Annotated in this window: 17 protein-coding genes and 2 pseudogenes; 3 read left to right on the forward strand and 16 right to left on the reverse strand. The window is 59.0% G+C overall.

Annotated features, from left to right (window positions below):
* Positions 1 to 711: 711 nt before the first annotated feature.
* Positions 712 to 1,755: pseudogene (gene nifA / locus JT360_RS27945) on the forward strand (nif-specific transcriptional activator NifA); the annotation flags it as partial.
* Between the two features lie 583 nt (positions 1,756 to 2,338).
* Complete coding sequence (locus tag JT360_RS27950) at positions 2,339 to 2,905, forward strand: sugar O-acetyltransferase (RefSeq protein WP_024505228.1); 567 nt, start codon at positions 2,339 to 2,341, stop codon at positions 2,903 to 2,905.
* A gap of 307 nt (positions 2,906 to 3,212) precedes the next feature.
* Here JT360_RS27950 and JT360_RS27955 read toward each other — a convergent pair whose 3' ends face one another.
* The 15 genes from JT360_RS27955 to JT360_RS28025 all read right to left on the reverse strand — a co-directional run bounded on the left by JT360_RS27955 (position 3,213) and on the right by JT360_RS28025 (position 14,699).
* Positions 3,213 to 4,106, reverse strand: coding sequence for an SIR2 family NAD-dependent protein deacylase (locus tag JT360_RS27955; RefSeq protein WP_024505229.1), 894 nt, complete (start codon positions 4,104 to 4,106; stop codon positions 3,213 to 3,215).
* Positions 4,107 to 4,140: 34 nt separating this feature from the next.
* Positions 4,141 to 4,353, reverse strand: a complete 213-nt coding sequence (nifT, locus tag JT360_RS27960) for a putative nitrogen fixation protein NifT (RefSeq protein WP_024505230.1) — start codon at positions 4,351 to 4,353, stop codon at positions 4,141 to 4,143.
* Positions 4,350 to 4,670, reverse strand: coding sequence for a nitrogen fixation protein NifZ (locus tag JT360_RS27965; RefSeq protein ID WP_024505231.1), 321 nt, complete (start codon positions 4,668 to 4,670; stop codon positions 4,350 to 4,352). Before JT360_RS27965 ends, nifT begins: the two co-directional genes overlap by 4 nt.
* An 85-nt stretch (positions 4,671 to 4,755) precedes the next feature.
* Positions 4,756 to 4,950: a 4Fe-4S binding protein gene (locus JT360_RS27970; protein ID WP_024505232.1), complete on the reverse strand. Its 195-nt coding sequence runs from the start codon at positions 4,948 to 4,950 to the stop codon at positions 4,756 to 4,758.
* A 29-nt stretch (positions 4,951 to 4,979) separates the two neighbouring features.
* Complete coding sequence (nifB, locus tag JT360_RS27975) at positions 4,980 to 6,458, reverse strand: nitrogenase cofactor biosynthesis protein NifB (RefSeq protein ID WP_127318073.1); 1,479 nt, start codon at positions 6,456 to 6,458, stop codon at positions 4,980 to 4,982.
* A 273-nt stretch (positions 6,459 to 6,731) separates the two neighbouring features.
* The gene (locus JT360_RS27980) at positions 6,732 to 6,803 is read right to left on the reverse strand and encodes a helix-turn-helix domain-containing protein (RefSeq protein WP_442921306.1); all 72 of its coding nucleotides are present in this window, start codon (positions 6,801 to 6,803) and stop codon (positions 6,732 to 6,734) included.
* Positions 6,804 to 7,692: 889 nt separating this feature from the next.
* Positions 7,693 to 8,196, reverse strand: coding sequence for an alpha/beta fold hydrolase (locus JT360_RS27985; RefSeq protein WP_245463579.1), 504 nt, complete (start codon positions 8,194 to 8,196; stop codon positions 7,693 to 7,695).
* 269 nt (positions 8,197 to 8,465) lie between these two features.
* The gene (locus tag JT360_RS27990) at positions 8,466 to 8,765 is read right to left on the reverse strand and encodes a ferredoxin family protein (protein ID WP_024505235.1); all 300 of its coding nucleotides are present in this window, start codon (positions 8,763 to 8,765) and stop codon (positions 8,466 to 8,468) included.
* A 12-nt stretch (positions 8,766 to 8,777) separates the two neighbouring features.
* A complete protein-coding gene (locus JT360_RS27995; RefSeq protein ID WP_127318071.1) occupies positions 8,778 to 10,082 on the reverse strand; it encodes an FAD-binding protein in 1,305 nt (434 codons plus the stop codon).
* A gap of 10 nt (positions 10,083 to 10,092) precedes the next feature.
* Positions 10,093 to 11,202, reverse strand: a complete 1,110-nt coding sequence (locus tag JT360_RS28000) for an electron transfer flavoprotein subunit alpha/FixB family protein (protein ID WP_127318069.1) — start codon at positions 11,200 to 11,202, stop codon at positions 10,093 to 10,095.
* A gap of 16 nt (positions 11,203 to 11,218) precedes the next feature.
* Entirely contained in the window at positions 11,219 to 12,070 is an 852-nt protein-coding gene (locus JT360_RS28005; RefSeq protein ID WP_127318067.1) for an electron transfer flavoprotein subunit beta/FixA family protein, read from the reverse strand.
* 188 nt (positions 12,071 to 12,258) lie between these two features.
* Entirely contained in the window at positions 12,259 to 12,636 is a 378-nt protein-coding gene (gene nifW, locus JT360_RS28010) for a nitrogenase stabilizing/protective protein NifW (RefSeq protein ID WP_024505239.1), read from the reverse strand.
* Positions 12,637 to 12,816: 180 nt separating this feature from the next.
* Positions 12,817 to 14,028, reverse strand: a complete 1,212-nt coding sequence (nifS, locus tag JT360_RS28015) for a cysteine desulfurase NifS (RefSeq protein ID WP_126063817.1) — start codon at positions 14,026 to 14,028, stop codon at positions 12,817 to 12,819.
* A 12-nt stretch (positions 14,029 to 14,040) separates the two neighbouring features.
* Positions 14,041 to 14,361 (reverse strand): hypothetical protein, encoded by a 321-nt coding sequence (locus JT360_RS28020; protein ID WP_127318065.1) that lies wholly within the window; start codon positions 14,359 to 14,361, stop codon positions 14,041 to 14,043.
* Between the two features lie 17 nt (positions 14,362 to 14,378).
* On the reverse strand, positions 14,379 to 14,699 hold the full coding sequence (locus JT360_RS28025) for a HesB/IscA family protein (RefSeq protein WP_127318079.1): 321 nt from the start codon (positions 14,697 to 14,699) through the stop codon (positions 14,379 to 14,381).
* A gap of 586 nt (positions 14,700 to 15,285) precedes the next feature.
* On the opposite strand from JT360_RS28025, the pseudogene JT360_RS28030 reads away from it, so the two are divergent.
* Positions 15,286 to 16,317: pseudogene (locus tag JT360_RS28030) on the forward strand (hemin-degrading factor); the annotation flags it as partial.
* A 261-nt stretch (positions 16,318 to 16,578) separates the two neighbouring features.
* Here the strand turns inward: JT360_RS28030 and JT360_RS28035 are convergent.
* Positions 16,579 to 17,811 carry an MFS transporter gene (locus JT360_RS28035; protein ID WP_127318061.1) on the reverse strand — a complete coding sequence of 411 codons (1,233 nt, stop codon included), beginning with the start codon at positions 17,809 to 17,811 and terminating at the stop codon, positions 16,579 to 16,581.
* Between the last annotated feature and the right edge of the window lie 967 nt (positions 17,812 to 18,778).

The following is an 18,778-nucleotide window of genomic DNA, read 5'->3' on the forward strand; positions in this document are numbered from 1 at the left end:
AGGGGCGGGGCATTGTGATACAGGGAGAGCTGTGGGGTCCCTCCTTCTCGGCCTCGACGATGTGGAAGGAGCCTGTGCGGCGAAACGGGCTAGACGCCCCCAGGCCCAGAACTTGGGCGAAACCAACTCCCACCAAAGGACAGCCGGTTTAGTAGCCGAACAATGAAACCTCGCTCGACGAGCCGCCGTCTCTACTGTCTCCGGCCTCACGCGGTTGAAGCGAACAGCGCAGCAGCTACTGTTCCGCACAACTCGGATGGCAATTGGGACAAGTCCGCACATGTCGTCACGTACGCTGAACGCCGCAGGTACAGCCAAACTGGGGCGGGGCGTTTCTGCCGTTTTGATAGAATTCTATCAAACTGACAATTTTCCTTGCATAAATGCAAGGAGAGCTCGGTTGACTCCCCTCCTTTCTTGTCAAGGATGAGTTTGCAGGCTGCGGTGCGGCAGAAGCCGGACAGAACAGCGACCGGTCGAGTAAAGGCCTGCGCAAACCGCATATTGCGAGCGCCCGCGCGGAGGAAGACGCTCGTCCTGGTGAAAGGCAACGATGCTCAGGCGCCATTGCCATTTGCCGAGGGCGTCCGCGCGCCGAAAATTTCGAAGCAACAAAGGTGAGATCGAGAATGATGATGACGAAATACAACACAGCTCACCGTCCAGTGCAGTTCTACCGGCGGGTGGCGGAGTGGGATGGGCTGCCAAATGGAACGTAAAAAGATCAGCAAGGAGATGCTTGGCGATAGTCAGGCGCTGCGCAAGCTGCGTGAGCACCTTGTCAAGGTGGCCAAGGCGAAGACTACGGTCCTGTTGCGAGGTGAATCCGGAACCGGTAAGGAGCTGGTTGCCAAAGCCATTCACGAGCTCTCGCCTCGCGCCAAGCAGCCCTTCATCAAGGTCAATTGCGCGGCGCTCACCGAGACGCTTCTGGAATCTGACTTGTTCGGTCATGAGAAGGGTGCCTTCACCGACGCGAGCAGTTTGCGCAAGGGGCGCTTTGAGGCTGCCGACAAAGGCACATTGTTTCTGGACGAGATTGGCGAAATATCAGGTTCGTTCCAGGCTAAGCTGCTGCGTGTCCTGCAGGAGCAGGAGTTTGAGCGCGTCGGCAGCAACCACACCATTAAAGTTGATGTTCGCGTGATTGCCGCAACGAACAGGGACTTGGAAACGGCAGTTCAACGCAAGGAGTTCCGGCAAGACCTCTATTATCGCATCAACGTCGTCACTTTACGCGTGCCGGCATTGCGCGAAAGGCGAGGTGATATTCCGCTCTTGGCCGCTCAGTTTCTCAAGAATTTCAATACTGAGAATGATCACACGCTGACCTTCGCTCCCGAAGCGATTGAGGTGCTAATGAACTGCGAATTTCCAGGCAACATCCGAGAGCTCGAAAACTGCGTTCAGCGGACGGCAGTTCTGGCGACGGGTCCATCAATCCTCAGAACTGACTTTGCCTGTTACGCGGATCAGTGCTTGGCCGCGGCGCTGTGGAAGAACGGACCGCCGACGTCAGAGAAGTCGACTACGATCGAGCCTTCCGCCGCCTGTGCCGCCCCGCCCGTCGGCGACGGGCAAGCGCCGATAGGCCCTGCCACGAGTCGTGGTAGGGTGCCCGATGCCGATACGGTCATTGCTGCCATGGAAAAGTGTGGCTGGGTGCAGGCAAAGGCGGCGCGCCTGCTCGGTTTGACCCCGCGCCAGATCGGCTACGTGCTGAGAAAACGCGGTATCGAGATCAAGCGTCTCTGAAACAACCCGCCGAGCAAGAGCTGGAGCAGGTCAAGCATTGGTGCTCTGGCGAGCCCATCGGCCAGGCTTACGAAGTGGGTGTGAACAGCGCTGCCAAGATTCCGGCCGTGTGCTTTCTACCACGTAGTCATACTGGGGCTCTGCGACTGACAAACTAAAAAGGAGTAATCCTATGGCTAGTAACTTCGCTCTACACCGCAAGGGCAAATCAATTCGACGTGCCTGGATCCAGAAATAATCGATGTATTATTGGTGACACGCCAGCATGCGTAGAGGCGACGCGCAGATCTCCGCTGGCGGGACCTGGTCGATACATTAGCTGATGGCTTACCGCTCGATATCACGCAATCTGAGATGGGCATGAAAGTGAGTTCGACCGCTGGACAGTTGCCGACCTCGTCAGGTATTGGCCCCTGCGACCGGTTGATCTGCGATATCCAAATTCGCGGAAGTTGGTCGAGACGAAACTGTCGCCCCGGCTCGTGACCGACCGCGCGCCCGGCAAGACCGAGTTACAAAGTTGCCGAGGCAGTTTGATGTGCGTTCCTGCATCACTGTACGGGACACGACCTGACGGGAGACTATGATGCGTAGCCAAAAAGAAAAGATGCTCGCAGGCGAGTTTTACAATGCGGCGGATCCGGAGATCCAAGCTGACCTGTTGGCCACCGGGGCTTGGCTCAAGCGGTACAATGATACGCTGGGGCAGACCACGGGGCATTGGCATGAGCTTTTGTCCGAGCGGCTGGGAGAGGTTGGGCGCGGAACGGTCATCCGTCCGCCCTTTTTTTGCGACTACGGATTCAATATCCGCATTGGAGCCAATGCCTACATCAACTTCAACTGCGTTATTCTTGACGTGGTAGAGGTCAAAATCGGGCAAGGAACGGCAATTGGGCCTGCTGTGCAGATTTATACCGCCGATCATCCACATGATGCCGAGCAGCGGCAGGCCGGCCTGCAGGTCGGGCGTCCTGTTCACATTGGCAGCCGTGTCTGGATCGGCGGTGGAGCAATCATTCTGCCTGGCGTCACGATTGGTGATAATGCAGTGGTAGGCGCTGGCTGCGTGGTCACACGAGATGTTCCCGCCGGGGCAAAGGTAGTGGGAATTCCTGCTCGCGTGGCCGACCCACATAAACAGGCATAATCAACCTCGTTGACCCTGGAGGTGCATGCGAACTGTCGAAACTGTGCCGAATTTTTGTCGAAGCCATTGAGCGCTGCATATGTTGTCGCGACTCGGGCGCTTCAGTTCTTTTGCCACGGGGGTCACAAGATCATGTGCGTAATGCCGCCGCAACGTGCTCACGTCCCGCAGCAGCGGACCCTTTCACATCGCCCAACGAATTCAGAGCCTACGTTGTGCTGCCACTAGCATTACTACTCACGAATGTATTCCCAACTGAGTTTTCGCCCTTGGAGGCAAGCAGCGACTCACCAGCAATCGCCGGCCATTAATCCTGGCTAGCATCGACCCCGACGAGGCGAGCCGCGGCGTTGCGGATCGGCATGTCGATGACCGTGATTGCGCCTTCGGCAAGGAAACGACGTTCGTTTCTGGTCAGCGTAGCCGAATCGATCACCGCAAAATGTGGGCCAGTGGAGCGCTTCATCAGCTGTCTGGCATATGTGCGCAGCATCTGATCGTTGAAGCGGCAGCCCACGAAGAAAAAACCCCGGTTGACGCGCCGTTGCTTCACCGCGTCCGGGATCGGCGTCTGGATATCAATTTCGGTTAGGACTTCGACGTAATCGGAATCAGCCACGAGGAAGTTTGCCGCCGGCCTGACGCTGCCGTGCGGCGCATAGAGCACCGTCCTAGCCACTTGTTCGGCCTCGAGTTCTGTTCCTGACAAATCGTAAGTTCTCGTCCAGATGTTACCGATTCCGGTCGCGCGCGTCGTTCCTTGTATCTCGACAACGTCTGTTTGGCCGGCCTCTGCAAGGGCTGCTCGCATGGCGCCATCGTACCAGCTGTCGATGATGACAGACAGTTGAAGGGTTGCGAGCCAGGCGTGAAGAACGGTCGGCTCGGCGGGGGCTGCGAATATCTCCGCCATCCACGCTTGGAGAGTCCGACGATGTCGGCGCTGCTCGATAAACTGCGCGACCGACCACATATTGGTGCGAATCCTGGAAGGGGCAGGCGCCCGCTTGTTGAGGGCCGCGGCGACATCTTCAGGGGTGCAAGGTACAGGTGATTCCGGTGGGTTAAGCTGCAGAAGACCAGGACCGAGATAGGGGATCACTCGATCGGCCTTGAGAGCGCCGTTCAGCAGGTCAATCAGTTTTTTGGCAAAACTGCCCCGGACGACGACGAGATGGTCCCAGCTCAGCATCGTGTTCATACGCGTTTCCTCTCCGCCACTGAACCCACCGGCATCAGGCCCCGTCGGAAATCTTCATCGCCTCGACGGTGATCGGCAAACGCGTGTCGCGCGGAAGGTCGGGCAGCATGAGCCGCCAACCGTTCCTGAGCGTCACGGTCCCGCCCCATAAGTCAGCGTTCTCAATCTCGGTGATCGGCTCTTCGAGATCCTTCTTGGGGACATAAGCCGACAAGCCAGTAGCGGTCCTGCGAATCATTACTTTCATCCGGCTGTTCCCCCGTTGGAAATGCCTTCAGCTCCGCAGGGAACCTCGACTTTGTCGAGGCTAATGAGTTCGCGCGCTCGCATGCCGACGACCGTGCCACGATCGATCCATTCGACCGCATAGATGAAGAATTGCTGGAGAAAGGTTCCAATGTCGCGCACGTAGCCTTCGTCGCCCTTCCGCACGAGGTTTTCGCCGATCTCCTTGCCGGGATAGGTGCCGTCGTTTTTTATGTGGCGTATCGCACGGACCCGCTCACCCTGCATGAACCGTGGCGGTCTGCCGATTTCGACCTCCTGTTCGCGTCTGGACCACATGCTGTCCATTCCTTTCTCGAGGTTTTTGTTGTGGTCGCGGGTTGCAGGCGTCGTCGTGCGGCGAACCCGACCGTTTCGGTAGGAATCAAGCGGGAACGCAGGTTTTCGGTACCGGACAGACCGACACGCATTGCTGCGTATCGAAGGCCTCCTTGCATTCGGTGCACTTGTTTGGATCGATCACATAGGCGTCGCCCTTGAACTTGATCGCTTCCGAAGGACATTCGAACTCGCAGGCCCCGCATTGGGTACATTGGGATGCGATGATCTTTAAAGCCATTCTAACTCCTGGTTATCGGACGAGACGGCTCAGGCCGTCGCCGCTAGTGGTCTGATCCCAAACTCTGCCGCGTAAAGTGCGCTGACTGCGGTCTCGATGTAGTCATGGCCATAGGCGTCGGTTACGCGCAGTCCAGCTCGCGAGAGTTGTTCCTTCGGGCGATTTCCGATCTTGGCGCATAGCACTATGTGTATGCCTTCGAGCGCTGCGATGACGCCCTCGAGGATGGCGTCTTCGCCCCCGCCTCCGAGGCAATACCGCTCGACCTTCCGATGCCCGACCAAGCTGATCCCTCTAGGCGAGACTTCATAAACCTGGAATTCCTTCGCGTGGCCGAAGTGTTCGTTGACCCGTCCACCTCCCTTAGTGGCCACCGCAACCAGAAGCGACTTTTCGGAGTCTGTTGCCTTGACCATACCGATGGCCTCGCTCCTCGCCGCCTCATGATCACGGCGCTCGTGTGCGACCACCTGCCGATAGGCCTGACGCTTGCCAGCATCGTAGGCGACATCGTCGGGAATCCCGTCCAGCGTGAATTCCTGGCCACGATCTTCACCGAGCAGGCCGACAGCATCTGCCCGGCACTGCCGGCAGTGGCGCATCAACTTGGCGCCACCTTCAAGTCGATCCTGAAGAGCCATCATCTCCATTGCCGTTGGGCCGCGCTGCCCGATGAGTCCGTAGTGGGTACCGTGCGCCGGGTCCGAAATCAGAGGCATCACGTTGTGCAGAAACGCGCCCCGCTCCCTGACCATTTTGTTCACCTCAAACAGGTGCTGGTCGTTCACTCCAGGAATCATCACCGAGTTGATTTTGGTGAGGATGCCGCGCGCGCTCAGCATCTCCAGGCCCAGCATCTGCCGCGCGTGCAAGATTCGAGCGGCTTCGATGCCGAAGTAGCGGCGATTTTCATAAAAGATCCAAGGATAAATCTTTGCGCCGACTTCCGGGTCGACCATGTTGATGGTGATCGTCACGTGATCAACATTCATTTCGGCAAGCTCGGCGACATGGTCCGGCAGCACGAGCCCGTTGGTGGAGACGCACAGCTTTATGTCGGGGATTTCCCTGATGACGCAGTCGAACGTTGCCTTCGTTTTCTCCCAGTCGTAACAGGCATCCCCCGGCCCAGCGATGCCAAGAACCGAAAGCTGCGGAACTTTGTTGGCAACCGCGATGACCTTGCGTAGCGCTTGGTCGGGCGTCAGCTTCTCAGACACAACACCAGGCCGGCTCTCGTTGGCGCAATCGTATTTGCGATTGCAGTAGTTGCACTGGACATTGCAAGCCGGCGCGACCGCCACATGCATACGCGCGAAATAGTGATGCGCTTCCTCCGAAAAGCAGGGGTGATCCTTGATCCTTTCCCAAATAGCCGGATCCCCTTCGCCCGGGCTGGTCGGCGACGAGCCGTAGGAGGACGATGCGCAGACGGATTTCGCGGCTGCCAGAAAACCCTCGGATGTCGTGCTAGTCGGACCCTCAATCGAAACTGTCGGTGAGGACATCAAACGGCTCCGTTGCTGGTAACGTCGCGGTTCAAGGTGCAAGAGCCATACCAACTTAAAACAGCGGCTTCAGTTCACTATTTGGGTCAATATCGCATTGTGTCAGGCGGGCGCGACACAATTTTGTCCTGCTTGCGACAGCACAAGTCCAAATCCGTTCAGAAGCACAAAGCACTCCTTGTCGCGCACAGGGCGCGCAAGACCACTGGCCTGACGATTGGCTCATCAGGCTCTTAGAATTTCCTTCGGCTCGATACTATGCCGGCGTATCGCCTAGCCGACTTGTCGCAGCGTGAGGCCGAGAATTCGAGCCGCATTAGCCTGAACCCAGCCGGCCTTCTCCATTGTGTCGATCAGCCGTCAGGCTCCGTCCGCCGCGGTCCCAGCCCCCGTCCGGCCGTATCGTTAGAATCGCAACCGGCTATTTCGTGCTCAGGGGGCGCCGATGCGCCGAACCGGCATCGTGCTGGCCCGTGAGAGCTCGTCGATGACATTGCCACGTTCCGAAAGATTGGTTCCTTCCAGAGGAGAACGCCAAGCACGCAGTTCTCCGGCTCGCGGACGTTGCCGGGGAAATAGCATTGCGAGATCAGCTCAACTGCCGACGGCGCAAAGCCATGGTTCTCCATATTTCAAGGGTAAGCGCTGTGTCCTTCCAGGAGGACCCGGCGATCTGTGGGCCTGCCGATTCTGACGTGGATCGGAGATCGGCTTGTGTCTGAACTTGAACTTAAGATTGACGCTGAGCGGCAGCCTCGGCGTTTTCGAGGGTGATCAACGGCGCTGTTGGTCGGCGGCGTTGGTCGATGGACGACAAGGCACGGAGTCATCTCCGAGACCCTGGAGCCGACGCGGTGATCTCGGAGGTTGCCCGGCGCTACGGGCCGCGGCCGCGGCGGAACGCTCGCAAGCTTGCGACGCTGGCAGGACAGGCCACTCCCGCCTAGTGGTTTCGGTGGCGCCACCGGAACGACCCGTTGGGCCAACATCCGTGCACCAGAGCTCAAGGCCACGGCCTGAGAATCGGCCGCCGCTCACCCTTTACTTGGTTCCTCAGAGAAGGAGAGCAACTTCCGTCGGTGCGAGGGTCATTGCGTCGGCCAGTGGCGAGTTCCTGCCACGCCCAGCCATCCTGCTTCGCGACCCATTCTCGCGCTCCCGCCATCGCGGGTGGAGTGGATTAGTGCAGACGACATAGGTTCGGGGCCTGCCGTTGCCGAGCGGGTGCTCGAGCTTAAGTCCGCTTTCGTAGGTGCCTGCCTGCGCCGCACTCAGTCCGTGAGCGAGTGTCCCTCGGGAATGCCGAATGCTGTTGGCGGCGGAGTCGGCATGAAGATACCCGTCCTTCCTCCGCAACCAATTTTCGACGGGCGGCAACGATGTCGGGGGGCATGGTGCTGAATCCACTTTGACCGCTCTCGACGATGGCGCCGTCGAGATAAACGAGATGGCTGATATGGTCGGGTATCCGGTCGGCGGCGCCGGTGATGCTGATGCCGCCTAGACTGTGACCGACAAGGATCACATCGCTCAGTTCTTCCGTCACAATGTGGTTGACGATGTCGGTCACGAATGTGTCGGGCGTGATGTCCTTGCACAGCAAACGTGCGCGTTCGCCGACACCTGTCTGGGTCGGCGTGGTCATGTGGTATCCCATCTTACGAAGATTGGCGGCCACGTCCCGCCAACACCATCCGCCATGCCAGGCACCATGCACTAGCACATACGTCTTTGCCATGGGTTGTGCCGTTCCACTTGCTCACCGGCCGTTGTGGCTGCCATCCGGCACGATGGCCGGGCGTTGTCCCAAAGGGGGGCTCGACCACGTGACCGGTGGTAAGTCCGGCGCACAGGGCAGCGCCGTGGCCTCGAGGACACCGCTAACGAGTCAAGGAAATTTGAATTGCGAAAGGCCAATATTCACTAGCTCTTTGCAAGTGGATGGAGAGGCTCATGGTGTGCCGCAGTTGCTCGCTGCCGGCATGCTCTTGGCACGGTTCCGGCTGATCATCCGAACTTGAACAGGACACCAAAGCCGCCGCGCGGATAGTTCCACTCGATGTCGCCGCCTTTCTCGCACAATATCCGGCAGGTGCCGCATTCCATGCAGCCGTCGGCGGTGATCTCGACTTGACCCTTGTCATTCAACTCATAGCATTTCGCCGGACAGACGTAGGTCAACGCAAGCAAGTTCGCGCTTGGCTTGTCGTGCGGTCGCACTATAATATGGGGGCGGCCGGAATCGACCAGATAGCGGTTCTGGTAAAGTTTGTCCTCGACACGAACCTTCGTCACTGCGATCGTCATCTTGTACCCTCTTCAGCGCCATGCCAATGCCAGGCGGACCGCGTCGCTGACCAACCCCCAGCGCGAGCGCGCGTTGATGAAGGCGGCCGTGGTGTTCTTTTCCTTCTCGATCTTCGGCGTGCCGTCGACACGCATGAAGTTCTGAGCGGCATGCGACATCAACCGCGGATAGCTGTCAAAAAAGTTGCTGGAATTGGTGTGGAGCAAGGCTGGCATGTCCTTGTATTTCTTAAGATCCTTGATCACAAAGGAGTCATCCAGCATCGTCTTGTAGAGCGCAAGGTTCGCTTTGGTCATAGGACTGTTGCGGCTTTTGACTTTGATGATCGCCTCAGCCGCGACACGACCCGAGGTCATGGCAAGGTTCGAACCCTCACGGTGAATGGCATTGTTCAGTTGCGCTGCGTCGCCGACGATGACCCAACCGTCGCCGAAGAGCTGCGGAATGGCCTTGTAACCACCTTCGGGGATAAGATGGGCGGCATATTCTTTCACCTCCGAGCCAGCGATCAGCGGCCGGATCGAAGGATGGTTTTTCATCGCATCTAGGAGGGCGGACGGGCTCTCCATCGTCGCGGCGAAATCCGAGACCAGGCAGCCGATGCCGAGTGAAATCGACTCCTTGTTGGTGTAAAGGAAGCCGAGCCCGGCCATGCTGCGAGAGATCGTGCCCACGGCCTCGATTACGCAGCCTTCATCGCCCTTGACCCCGAACCGCTGGCCAATGACCTCTTCGGGCAAGAAATGCATTTCCTTGACGGCAAGCGCCACGGTCTCCGGCTTCGGCATCTCGCGCAGGCCTGCGCGAGTGCCAAGCAATCCCGACACCCCTTCTGCGAGAACGACCACATTCGCGAAGACCACTCCGCCAGCCCGGTCTGTGCGGACGCCGATCACCTTGCCATTGCCATCACGGACGAGTTCCGTCGCGGTCGTCTCACACAGGACCGTCGCGCCAGCCTCGCGCACCTTGCGGGAAAACCATTTGTCGAACTGGGCGCGGATGATCGTGTAGCGGTTGGGTTTCGCCTCATTGAAGTCGTCCGACCGGTAATGAATTCCGGTGTGAGACGTGTCGTCCATCACCCAAAGTCGCTGTTCGACCAGGTGCCGCTCGAGGGGCGCATCATCCCGGAAGTCCGGGATGATCTTCTCCAGCATGTTCGCGTACATTATGGCACCCTGGACGTTCTTAGAGCCCGGATATTCACCGCGCTCCAACTGCAGTACCTTCAGCCCCTGGCTTGCCAAAGTGTAAGCAGCTGCGTTTCCAGACATGCCGGCTCCGACCACAATGGCATCGAATTGTTCAATCATGTCCTCTCCCTCAACTCGCAAGCTTGTCTCGACTGTGCGGCGACAGCCGCCGGGTGAAGGCTTCCGTCAGTGCGGGCAGGAAGCGGATTGCATCCGTGACGATCCCGAGGTGGGCGAACTCGAAAATCGGCGCGTTCGGATCGGTGTTGATCGCGACGATGAGATCGGCCCCCTCGACCCCAACTCGGTGCTGGATGGCGCCGGAAATTCCGGCCGCGATGTAAAGCTTCGGTCGAATGGTCTTGCCAGTTTGTCCAATCTGTCGATTAGCCGGCATCCAGCCCTTCTGGACCAAGGGGCGCGAACAGCCATGCTCGGCGCCGATCGCTCGGGCAAGATTCTTCACAAGCTGAAGGTTCTCCGCCGCTCCGAGACCGAGGCCTCCCGCAACCACGACATCCGCATAGGCAAGATTTGCCATTGCCGACTGGTTATCCGGTAGGAAGCCGAGGACTTTGGTGACGATATCGTCCTCAACGAGCGACAGCTTGTGCCGCATGACACGCCCGACCGGCTTATCCACCCGTTGCGGCATAGGCATGACCCTTGGTCGCACCGTCGCCATTTGCGGCCGGTAATTTAGTGTATAGATCGTACACAACAATGAGCCACCAAAAGTCGGACGGGTCGCGGCGAGTGAACCGTCGGAATCTACATCAAGTTCGGTGCAGTCGGCCGTGAGCCCCGTCTGCAGGGTCGTCGCTACCGAGCCTGCAAGATCCCTGCCCAGTGTGGTCGCGCCGAGAAGGAGGATTTCGGGTTTATGGGTATTGACCAGATCCGTGAGCGCCTTGGCGAACGGCTCGTTCCGGTAGTCGGCGAGCGGCGGCGCATCGACGATGTAGACAAGATCCGCCCCGTAAGCGAAGGCCTCGGCAGCAGCGTCCTCGACCATCTCGCCCGGCGGTCCCAGCACGACGCCCGCGAGCTGGACTTCAAGCTTGTCGGCCAATTTGCGGCCTTCGCCCAGCAGTTCGAATGATACAGGATGCACATTGCCGCGTTCGAGCTCGAGGAAGACCCACACGTGCCGGTAGTCTTTGAAACGGTCGGGAAGTTCTTTCTTTACACCGGCACGGCCGGGGGCAATGCGAGGGGTAGTTTGGCTTGCGGTCGACATTTTCTGCTCCTGGCCGTCACGTGCCGCTGTTGAAGGCCAGCTCATGTTCCAGCGCCGGCCGGCGGGTTAAGATATCGGCGATGAGTTCATCGGCTATGTCCTGCAAGCCCCTTTCCGCGGTGTCGATCTGCGCCGCGCTTTCTGCCCGTGCGGTGGGGGCGAAAACACGCTTGACGACTGTAGGCGAGCCACGCAGACCGCACCGGGTGAGATCGTCAATGCCGGCGTCGGCTGCAGTCCACTTCACGACTTGGCTGCGCGCCGCGCACAGAGCCTGCTGGAGCGAGCCCCGGCGGATTTCGTTGGTGTCTTCCAGCATGGTAATGAGGCAAGGGAGTCTGCTCTTCAGCAACTGGGTGCCGCCTTCGGCGCGACGCGCGACTTCGATCTCTCGCGTATCGAGATCGATGGAGGCAATCTTCGCGACATAGGTAAGTTGCGATAAATCTAGGCGCTTGGCTATGCCCGGTCCGACCTGGGCGGTATCGCCGTCAATCGTCTGCTTGCCGGTGAAGACGATGTCCGGCCTGCCGAAAGTCTCCCCAATTTTTGCGATTGCTTGCGAAAGAGCAAAGGAAGTCGCCAGCGTATCGGATCCGGCAAAATAGCGGTCCGTCAAGAGAACTGCTCGGTCAGCACCGTAACCGAGCGCCTTTCGCAGCGAGTCCTCCGCCATGGGCGGACCCATTGTGAGCACAGTAACCTCGCCACCATGAACGTCGCGCAGTTTGAGCGCTTCTTCGAGGGCGAACAGGTCGTAAGGATTGATGATGGTCGGAACACCCTGACGCATGATCGTGTTCGTCACCGGGTGCACGCGGATCTGTGCCGAATCCGGCACCTGCTTAATGCAGATTACGATATGCATTGGCGGTTTCTCTAAGCTCCCAGTCCGGATTCGTGCTTGGCGGTTCACCTCATTGCCTGCATCGTTCATGCCAAGTCGTCTTCCTGCCTCTATTCCAGAAGGTGGCTTCGTTTGCTTCCGAGGAGGCGTCATGAGGACTGGATTTGTCGACTTCTCGACATTGTCGCGTCGCAGCCGTGTCGGGCTCATTACTTTCCGAACCGCTTCAGTGCAGAGTCGAGCGGGACGAAGGCGCGGCCAGGTGCGGGACATATGTTTGGATCGTGGTCCCTTAGCACCTTGAACACACGTTGCGTGAGCGGCGAGGAAGTCGCGAAATCTTCGTAGGCGCGTTCCAGCTTGGCGCGCACCCGCGCGGCGATTACCTGGTTAGGCAGACCGGAGAAATCTTCTTCGGCAAGGTATTGGCCCACGCGCTTCATGATATGGAGCCGCGAGACATTCATCACTTTCGGGTCGTAGGAGACGCCAAGGCAGGCGAAGAAGTCCTCCGCGGCCGACAGGCCCTTCAGTCGCGCTAGGATATCGGTGCGATCGATCGGGCGGCTATCAGCGGAGCAGTTCATTGTATTCTCCCGGCGCGTAATTGTGGTGTCGATGCATTGGTGACATTGCTGACGGCGTGCCGACCTCTGGCACGGCGGCTGGGCAAGAGACTTGGCGATCTCAAGCTTTTCTGAAGTGGTGAAGGCGACCCCGAGTTTGACTGCTCTCCATTGCGCAGGGTCGTCACGTTGAGGAAGACCTCACGGCTCGTCGGCTATTGTGCCGCTCGGACCCGGGCCGGAATGAAGCTGTTCCGCACCTCGCCCGCACAGTCCAGCACTGGGAACGGCCCGTAGCTTCTCGGTGATCGCAGGCAGGACCTCAAGCACGCGGTCTACGTCATCTTCGCCGTTGTCACGCGACAAGGAGAAGCGGACTGCCCCACATGCCGCGTTCATAGCGATCAGAACATGGCTCGGTTCCAGTGAGCCAGAGGCACAGGCGGACCCGGCGGAACAGGCGATTCCCAGCCGGCTCAGGACAATTGGAATTGCATCGCCTTCGATACCTTCGAATCCAATGTTTGCAGTGTTTGGCAATCGCTCTTGCGGATCGCCGTTGATGGATGTGTTTGGGATGCGCTGGATGATCCCGTTCTCAAGGCGGTCGCGCAACCATTTTATTCGTTTTGTCTCGTCCATGAATTTCAAGGCGAGTTCGGCCGCCATGCCCAGTCCGACTATGCCGGGTGTGTTTTCAGTGCCTGCACGCCGGTCGCGCTCTTGGTGCCCACCCTTGATCATGGAGGAGAAGCGCACGCCACGTCTTACATAAAGCGCGCCTATCCCCTTTGGACCATGCAGCTTGTGGGCGGAGAGCGACAGCATGTCGATCGCGGTCGATTTCAGCTCAATCGGAAGCCTTCCGACCGCCTGCACTGCATCAGTGTGGAAAAGCGCGCCGACTTCCCTGGCTAGATCGGCAAGCTTAACCACGGGAAAGATCGTACCGGTCTCATTGTTCGCCCACATTATCGAGACGATTGCCACTTGTGGAGTGAGAGCGGTTCTGTAGGCGTCCAGGTCGAGCCGGCCGTGGTGATCGACTGGGATAATGTGCACCTTGACGCCGCGCGTCTTTTCAAGGTGCGCGCACAACTTCAGAACGGCCGGATGTTCAACCGCGGAAGTCACTATTTCCGTTCGGTCGGGCATCACCTCCAGCGCCGAAAGGATGGCTGTACTGTCGCTTTCAGTCCCGCCCGAGGTGAAGATGATCTCGTCCTCGAATCCCGCGCCGATGAGGGCTTGCAACTGTTGCCTCGCCTTTCTCACGGCTTCAGCAACCGATGCGCCATAGGCGTGCATGGACGAATGATTGCCAAATTGCTCCGTAAAGAAAGGCAACATCGCTCCAACGACTGCAGGATCAACCCGCGTCGTTGCGTTGTTGTCGAGATAGACAGGGTTCATGGGAGTGATCCTTCAACTGCTGAAATGATTCAAGGGTAGGCGGGCGGCCATTGAACCTCTGGCGCATATCGTATCTGGTAAGGTGGGCGGCCGGGCGAGCGATGGCTTGGCTGACCGGTCGCTGTCGACATTGCCCTTTGGTGGCGGCATCTGCCGGGAATTCAGCTGTTTCGGGCAATTTTGTTTGCTTGCCCACGGCAACGATCGATGATCGCGATTTGGCGCATCACCGAACGCAATTGTTCCGGGCCGACAGTGCGTGTCGGCCGGTTCCAGAGCGCCGGCGGTTACCGGTTCGACGCAGTATTCCTTGGCGTCGCTATAGTCGAACATAGCCTGTTCCCTAGCAATCATTTGCAGGACTTGCCGCAGCCGCACGTCTCACGCGCATTGGGGTTATCGAAAACAAAGCCGGATGTTTCGAGCCCATTGACGAAGTCCACGGTCATGCCGGCGGCATGGGGTTGGGAGCCTCTATCCATGAACACCTTGAGCCCATCTCGCTCGATGATCGCATCGCCCTCACGTGAGACGCTCTCCAGGCCCATTGAGTATTGGAAGCCGGCGCAGCCGCCGGCATGGACCATGATGCGAAATCCTTCCGCCGGCTCGCTGGCGCGGTAAAGAGCGGCCTTGATGGCGGCAACAGCGTTGTCGGTGAGCGTAATCATGGCTCGATTTCTCCTCGGTCCGACGTTTTCGCGGATCATCTCGCATGGACCGTGCCAAAGGGAAGACGTGTCAAAAACCGTAGGACATCCCGACGTCTCTTATGCTCGATTGCTGGGGAGACGTCCGACAACCGACACTTACTGTCGGATTTGTCGCGTCCGCGTCACAGGAAGGGCGCCTGAGTTCGCGATGCACTCACGCGTAAAGCAATGAACAGAGCCAAAGATGTTCAGAGCTTGCCGCGGAGCAACTGGCACGATTTTTGTGAAGCCTTCGTTGCGGCGGCAAAATTGCCGGCCGATTCACCTTTGGGTTGCCCTCGCAATCGAAGAACGAAGGAGAGCAATATGATCCATCAGACCCGCCTTGAGTGGGAAAGCAGCACCGCCGGTGGTACCCGAATGCTCGATCGGCCGATTGGCGCCGACCACCCAACAATCGCTCTCTACCGGCGATTGGCCGCTGACCGCCCGGAGACAGGATTCGACTGGCATGTGCCTGACGATCGATCGCGTCCGCCGTGCACACCCCTGAGGCCCGTTTTTCGATCGATCGTCAAAAGAAGAACGGGGCAGGGGTAAAAACATGGATCAGCGCAAGAAGCGGTCGCCCAACGAAATCCGGCGTGCGTGGGAAGTCTGTCCGAACATTCCCGCGCGTGATTTCGCAGCCCAATTGGCCATTTCGGAAGCGGAACTGGTCGCGGCCCATTGCGGTTTCGGCGCGGCACGCATCGACCCGCGCGTCAATCACGTTCTGACGGGCCTCGAATTCGTGGGCGAAGTGACGGCGCTGACCCGCAATCAAGGTGCCGTGCACGAAAAGATTGGCGTCTTCAACAGAGTGATAACCGGCAACAATCACGCCATGGTCCTTGGTGACGAATTCGACCTTCGCGTCTTCCCGCAAGCTTGGAGGTATGGTTTCGCTGTTGAAAGGCGCCATCGCGGCGGAATCCAGCGCAGTTTGCAATTCTTCGACGCCACCGGCGCAGCAGTGCATAAGGTGCATCTCAGGCCGGTCTCCAACCTTCATGCCTATCGAAAGCTGGTGGCCGAGCTCGTATCCGCCAACCAGGAGCCGACCATGTCGCTTAAGGCGAGAGTAGCCGACCTGGGCGCGAGGACTGCGGACTGGGCCGGCACGGTGGACGACCTACGCGAGCACTGGAGCCGGCTGACTGACGTCAACCTTCTAAAGACGCTCAAGCTCAGCCGCTGCCAGGCTTTGCGCATGGTCGGCCAGGATTACGCTTGGCTGCTCGACAATGCCGCAGTTGGCGCCGTGCTCCAGCGTGCGGCCGAAGACGAATTGCCGATCATGTGCTTCGTCGGCAACCGAGGTTCTATCCAGACCCATTCCGGCTTAATCAAGTCGGTCAAGCAGATCGGGCCGTGCATCCATGTGCTGGACGAAATGTTCCGGCTGCATCTCAGGACCCACCAAATCCGTGAGGTTTGGGCCGTGCGCAAGCCGACCAATGACAGTCACGTCACCTCGCTCGAAGCATATGGGTCCGACGGCAAGATCATCATCCAGTTGTTCGGTGCGCGCAAGGAAGGCGAACGCGAGCGCGACGACTGGCGGGTTCTGGCGGAAAACCTGCCTCGTTTCCCCGACAGCTACATGAGAAAAGACCGATCGTCGTCGGTGGGACGCCGGCGCCCATCTGCCTCCGCAGCCAGTAGCCGGGCATTGAAGCCGAGACCGGGGACACGATGACGCAATAAGCGCGCTGTATTATCGCAACGCGATGAGCAGGAAGCAATTTGGCGCTGCCCCATCGACCGCATGGTTACGACGAAGCCGCGGCCTTTGGGCCGAGCTCAGAGGTGGCAATAGCGTGAACGCCGCCGACCGTCACTCCCCACCAGGCGGTCAGGTTTTGCGGTTCGGGCCGAGCAAAAATACTGTCAAGACAGCGAGGAACGTGGCAACCGCGCTGTAGACAAAGACACTGGCAATACCCGTGTGATCCACCAATAGGCCACCGAAAGTTGTGCCGGCTGCGATGGCCACTTGGAAGGTTATGACCATCAGTACACCAGCGCTCTCGGCCTGTTTCGGAGCGGCGCGTAGCACCATCCATGTCTGCAATCCGACCGGGACCGCGCCAAAAGCAAAGCCCCATACGGCAACTGCAATTGCCGAGGTCAAGGCCGATGCTCCCATGGTCAGGAGCGAGACAGCGGCTACGGCAATGAGCAGGGGCGGCAGGGCCGCGACCGCCTTGAGACTGTGTTTGGTGAGGAATGCGCCGGCTAAATTGCCGAAGACGCCGGCCGTGCCAAAAGCAAGGAACACGAGCGGGATTGACTTCTTTTCGAGCGCAGGAACGCTCTCGAGAAAGGCGCGGATGTAGGCGAAGCTGGCAAAATGGCCGGAAGCGACCAATAGCACGACTAGCACCGCAACCTTCATCGCCGGATTCTTCGCGACATCCAGCGGGCTGCGGAATCTGCGCACTTCGATCGGAGGCAGTGGCGGAATGGTTACGAGTTGCACGAGCAGCGCAACGGCACTCACGATTGCGGCGACCTTGAACGAGGCTCGCCATCCCCAAATGTCACCGACATAAGCGCCGATTGGAGCCGCGCAGACGGAGGCGACAGAAACGCCGGTGAGGATGATCGACATGGCGCGCGGCATGAGGTGACTTGGAACCAGCCGCATCGCCAACGCTGCCGAAATAGACCAAAAACCACCAAGCGATATGCCAAGGACGACGCGTGCCGCCAGCAAAACCGGCAGCGACCCCGCAACCTCTGCCAGAACGTTCGACAGGATCAGCAGGAGCGTCATCGCCCAGATGACGACCCTGCGGTCCAGACGCTTTGTCACCATGGCGATTATCGGTGCCGAGATCGCCGCGACGATTGCGGTCGCTGTTAGCGCCTGTCCAGCCGTGCCCGTGGTGATACGGAGATCATGCGCGAGCGGTGTCAGAACGCTGGCGGGCAGAAACTCTGCCGTCACAAGCCCGAAGGTGCCGAAGGAAAGCGAAATGATGGCACCCCATGCAGGGCCAGAACGTTGATATGGACTTTCTGGGTCAAGCCGATCTCGGTCGAACAAAGCCGCGTCCACTAAATCTGTCGCCGATTCGGTCATGAATGAGTTCTCCGGCTAGGAGCTGTTGCAGCAGGGGTGGCTACATCGCCGGGGATCAAAGCCGCGAGACCTTCCGGCGGCGGCCAGTCGGCATCAGTCGAGGCCTCGGCGCCCGACGCATCCGAGGCCTCATCGGAGGGCCGACGGACCCAACCGTCGACAATGCGGGAGAGTTCTCGGCGCGGTCGCATCGATCGCATTCGTGAAGTGCGGTCTGTTCACTGCGAACCAAGCAAGCCGAACGCGGTGTCCTCGATCGAGGCCTTGATGGGGGGATGATCGACGATCTCTATATTGCTTTGAAGCAGGAAGTTCCGTCGCCATATGTGGTTATCCTGGCAGCCAGAATTGAGCGGTTGTCGCAAGCACCAAGGCGGTCGCAATGAGTGCAACGAGGCGGAAGTCTGATGGATGGCTGCGGTTCGATGGCCGCGCGATCGACAAAATTGAGGTGATGAGTTATCCCTTTTGAAGCCGTTGCTCCCAATTCTGGGATAAGGTAATTGCAGGCGGTCCCAGCAACGTCGGGCGGCCTTTTTGGTGATCGAATTCATGGGACGACACTCTCGGTCCGTGACGCATCTGCGAATGACTGCGCAAGTTCCGTGCCATCAACGACAAATCTGGCTCTGCTGAGCGGGTGGTGGAGGCACGAGCGTGGGCTATCCCAAGAGCTTGCCGCAAGGTTGTTCGAAGTTGAGGTGCCGGATAGACCGCAAATATGTCGGGCGGCCTGGGGTTGGCCAACACGAAGATGCGCAAGTTCAAAAGGACGAGCTGAACCCTTGCCGATATCCGTCCGAGGCTGATCTGGAGAAGGTCAAGAACTGCGTCTTGAAGGCTTCCGCCGCACCGGCAAATGCGAAGCCAAGGTGCTGGGCAAGATGGACAGGGCCATCCAACCCGTCGACTGGACGCTCATTAATGGCGTCGGTGTGGCTCTGTAGCTGGCGAGAAAAACGCCCTG

Origin of the sequence: Mesorhizobium sp. dw_380 (genome assembly GCF_018588885.1) — a bacterium.
GTDB lineage: Bacteria > Pseudomonadota > Alphaproteobacteria > Rhizobiales > Rhizobiaceae > Mesorhizobium.

Coding starts and splice junctions, on each gene's coding strand:
- JT360_RS27950 (WP_024505228.1), top strand. CDS start 2,339: ATGATGCGTAGCCAAAAAGAAAAGATGCTCGCAGGCGAGTTTTACAAT.
- JT360_RS27955 (WP_024505229.1), bottom strand. CDS start 4,106: ATGAACACGATGCTGAGCTGGGACCATCTCGTCGTCGTCCGGGGCAGT.
- nifT (WP_024505230.1), bottom strand. CDS start 4,353: ATGAAAGTAATGATTCGCAGGACCGCTACTGGCTTGTCGGCTTATGTC.
- JT360_RS27965 (WP_024505231.1), bottom strand. CDS start 4,670: ATGTGGTCCAGACGCGAACAGGAGGTCGAAATCGGCAGACCGCCACGG.
- JT360_RS27970 (WP_024505232.1), bottom strand. CDS start 4,950: ATGGCTTTAAAGATCATCGCATCCCAATGTACCCAATGCGGGGCCTGC.
- nifB (WP_127318073.1), bottom strand. CDS start 6,458: ATGTCCTCACCGACAGTTTCGATTGAGGGTCCGACTAGCACGACATCC.
- JT360_RS27985 (WP_245463579.1), bottom strand. CDS start 8,196: ATGGCAAAGACGTATGTGCTAGTGCATGGTGCCTGGCATGGCGGATGG.
- JT360_RS27990 (WP_024505235.1), bottom strand. CDS start 8,765: ATGACGATCGCAGTGACGAAGGTTCGTGTCGAGGACAAACTTTACCAG.
- JT360_RS27995 (WP_127318071.1), bottom strand. CDS start 10,082: ATGATTGAACAATTCGATGCCATTGTGGTCGGAGCCGGCATGTCTGGA.
- JT360_RS28000 (WP_127318069.1), bottom strand. CDS start 11,202: ATGTCGACCGCAAGCCAAACTACCCCTCGCATTGCCCCCGGCCGTGCC.
- JT360_RS28005 (WP_127318067.1), bottom strand. CDS start 12,070: ATGCATATCGTAATCTGCATTAAGCAGGTGCCGGATTCGGCACAGATC.
- nifW (WP_024505239.1), bottom strand. CDS start 12,636: ATGAACTGCTCCGCTGATAGCCGCCCGATCGATCGCACCGATATCCTA.
- nifS (WP_126063817.1), bottom strand. CDS start 14,028: ATGAACCCTGTCTATCTCGACAACAACGCAACGACGCGGGTTGATCCT.
- JT360_RS28020 (WP_127318065.1), bottom strand. CDS start 14,361: ATGTTCGACTATAGCGACGCCAAGGAATACTGCGTCGAACCGGTAACC.
- JT360_RS28025 (WP_127318079.1), bottom strand. CDS start 14,699: ATGATTACGCTCACCGACAACGCTGTTGCCGCCATCAAGGCCGCTCTT.
- JT360_RS28035 (WP_127318061.1), bottom strand. CDS start 17,811: ATGACCGAATCGGCGACAGATTTAGTGGACGCGGCTTTGTTCGACCGA.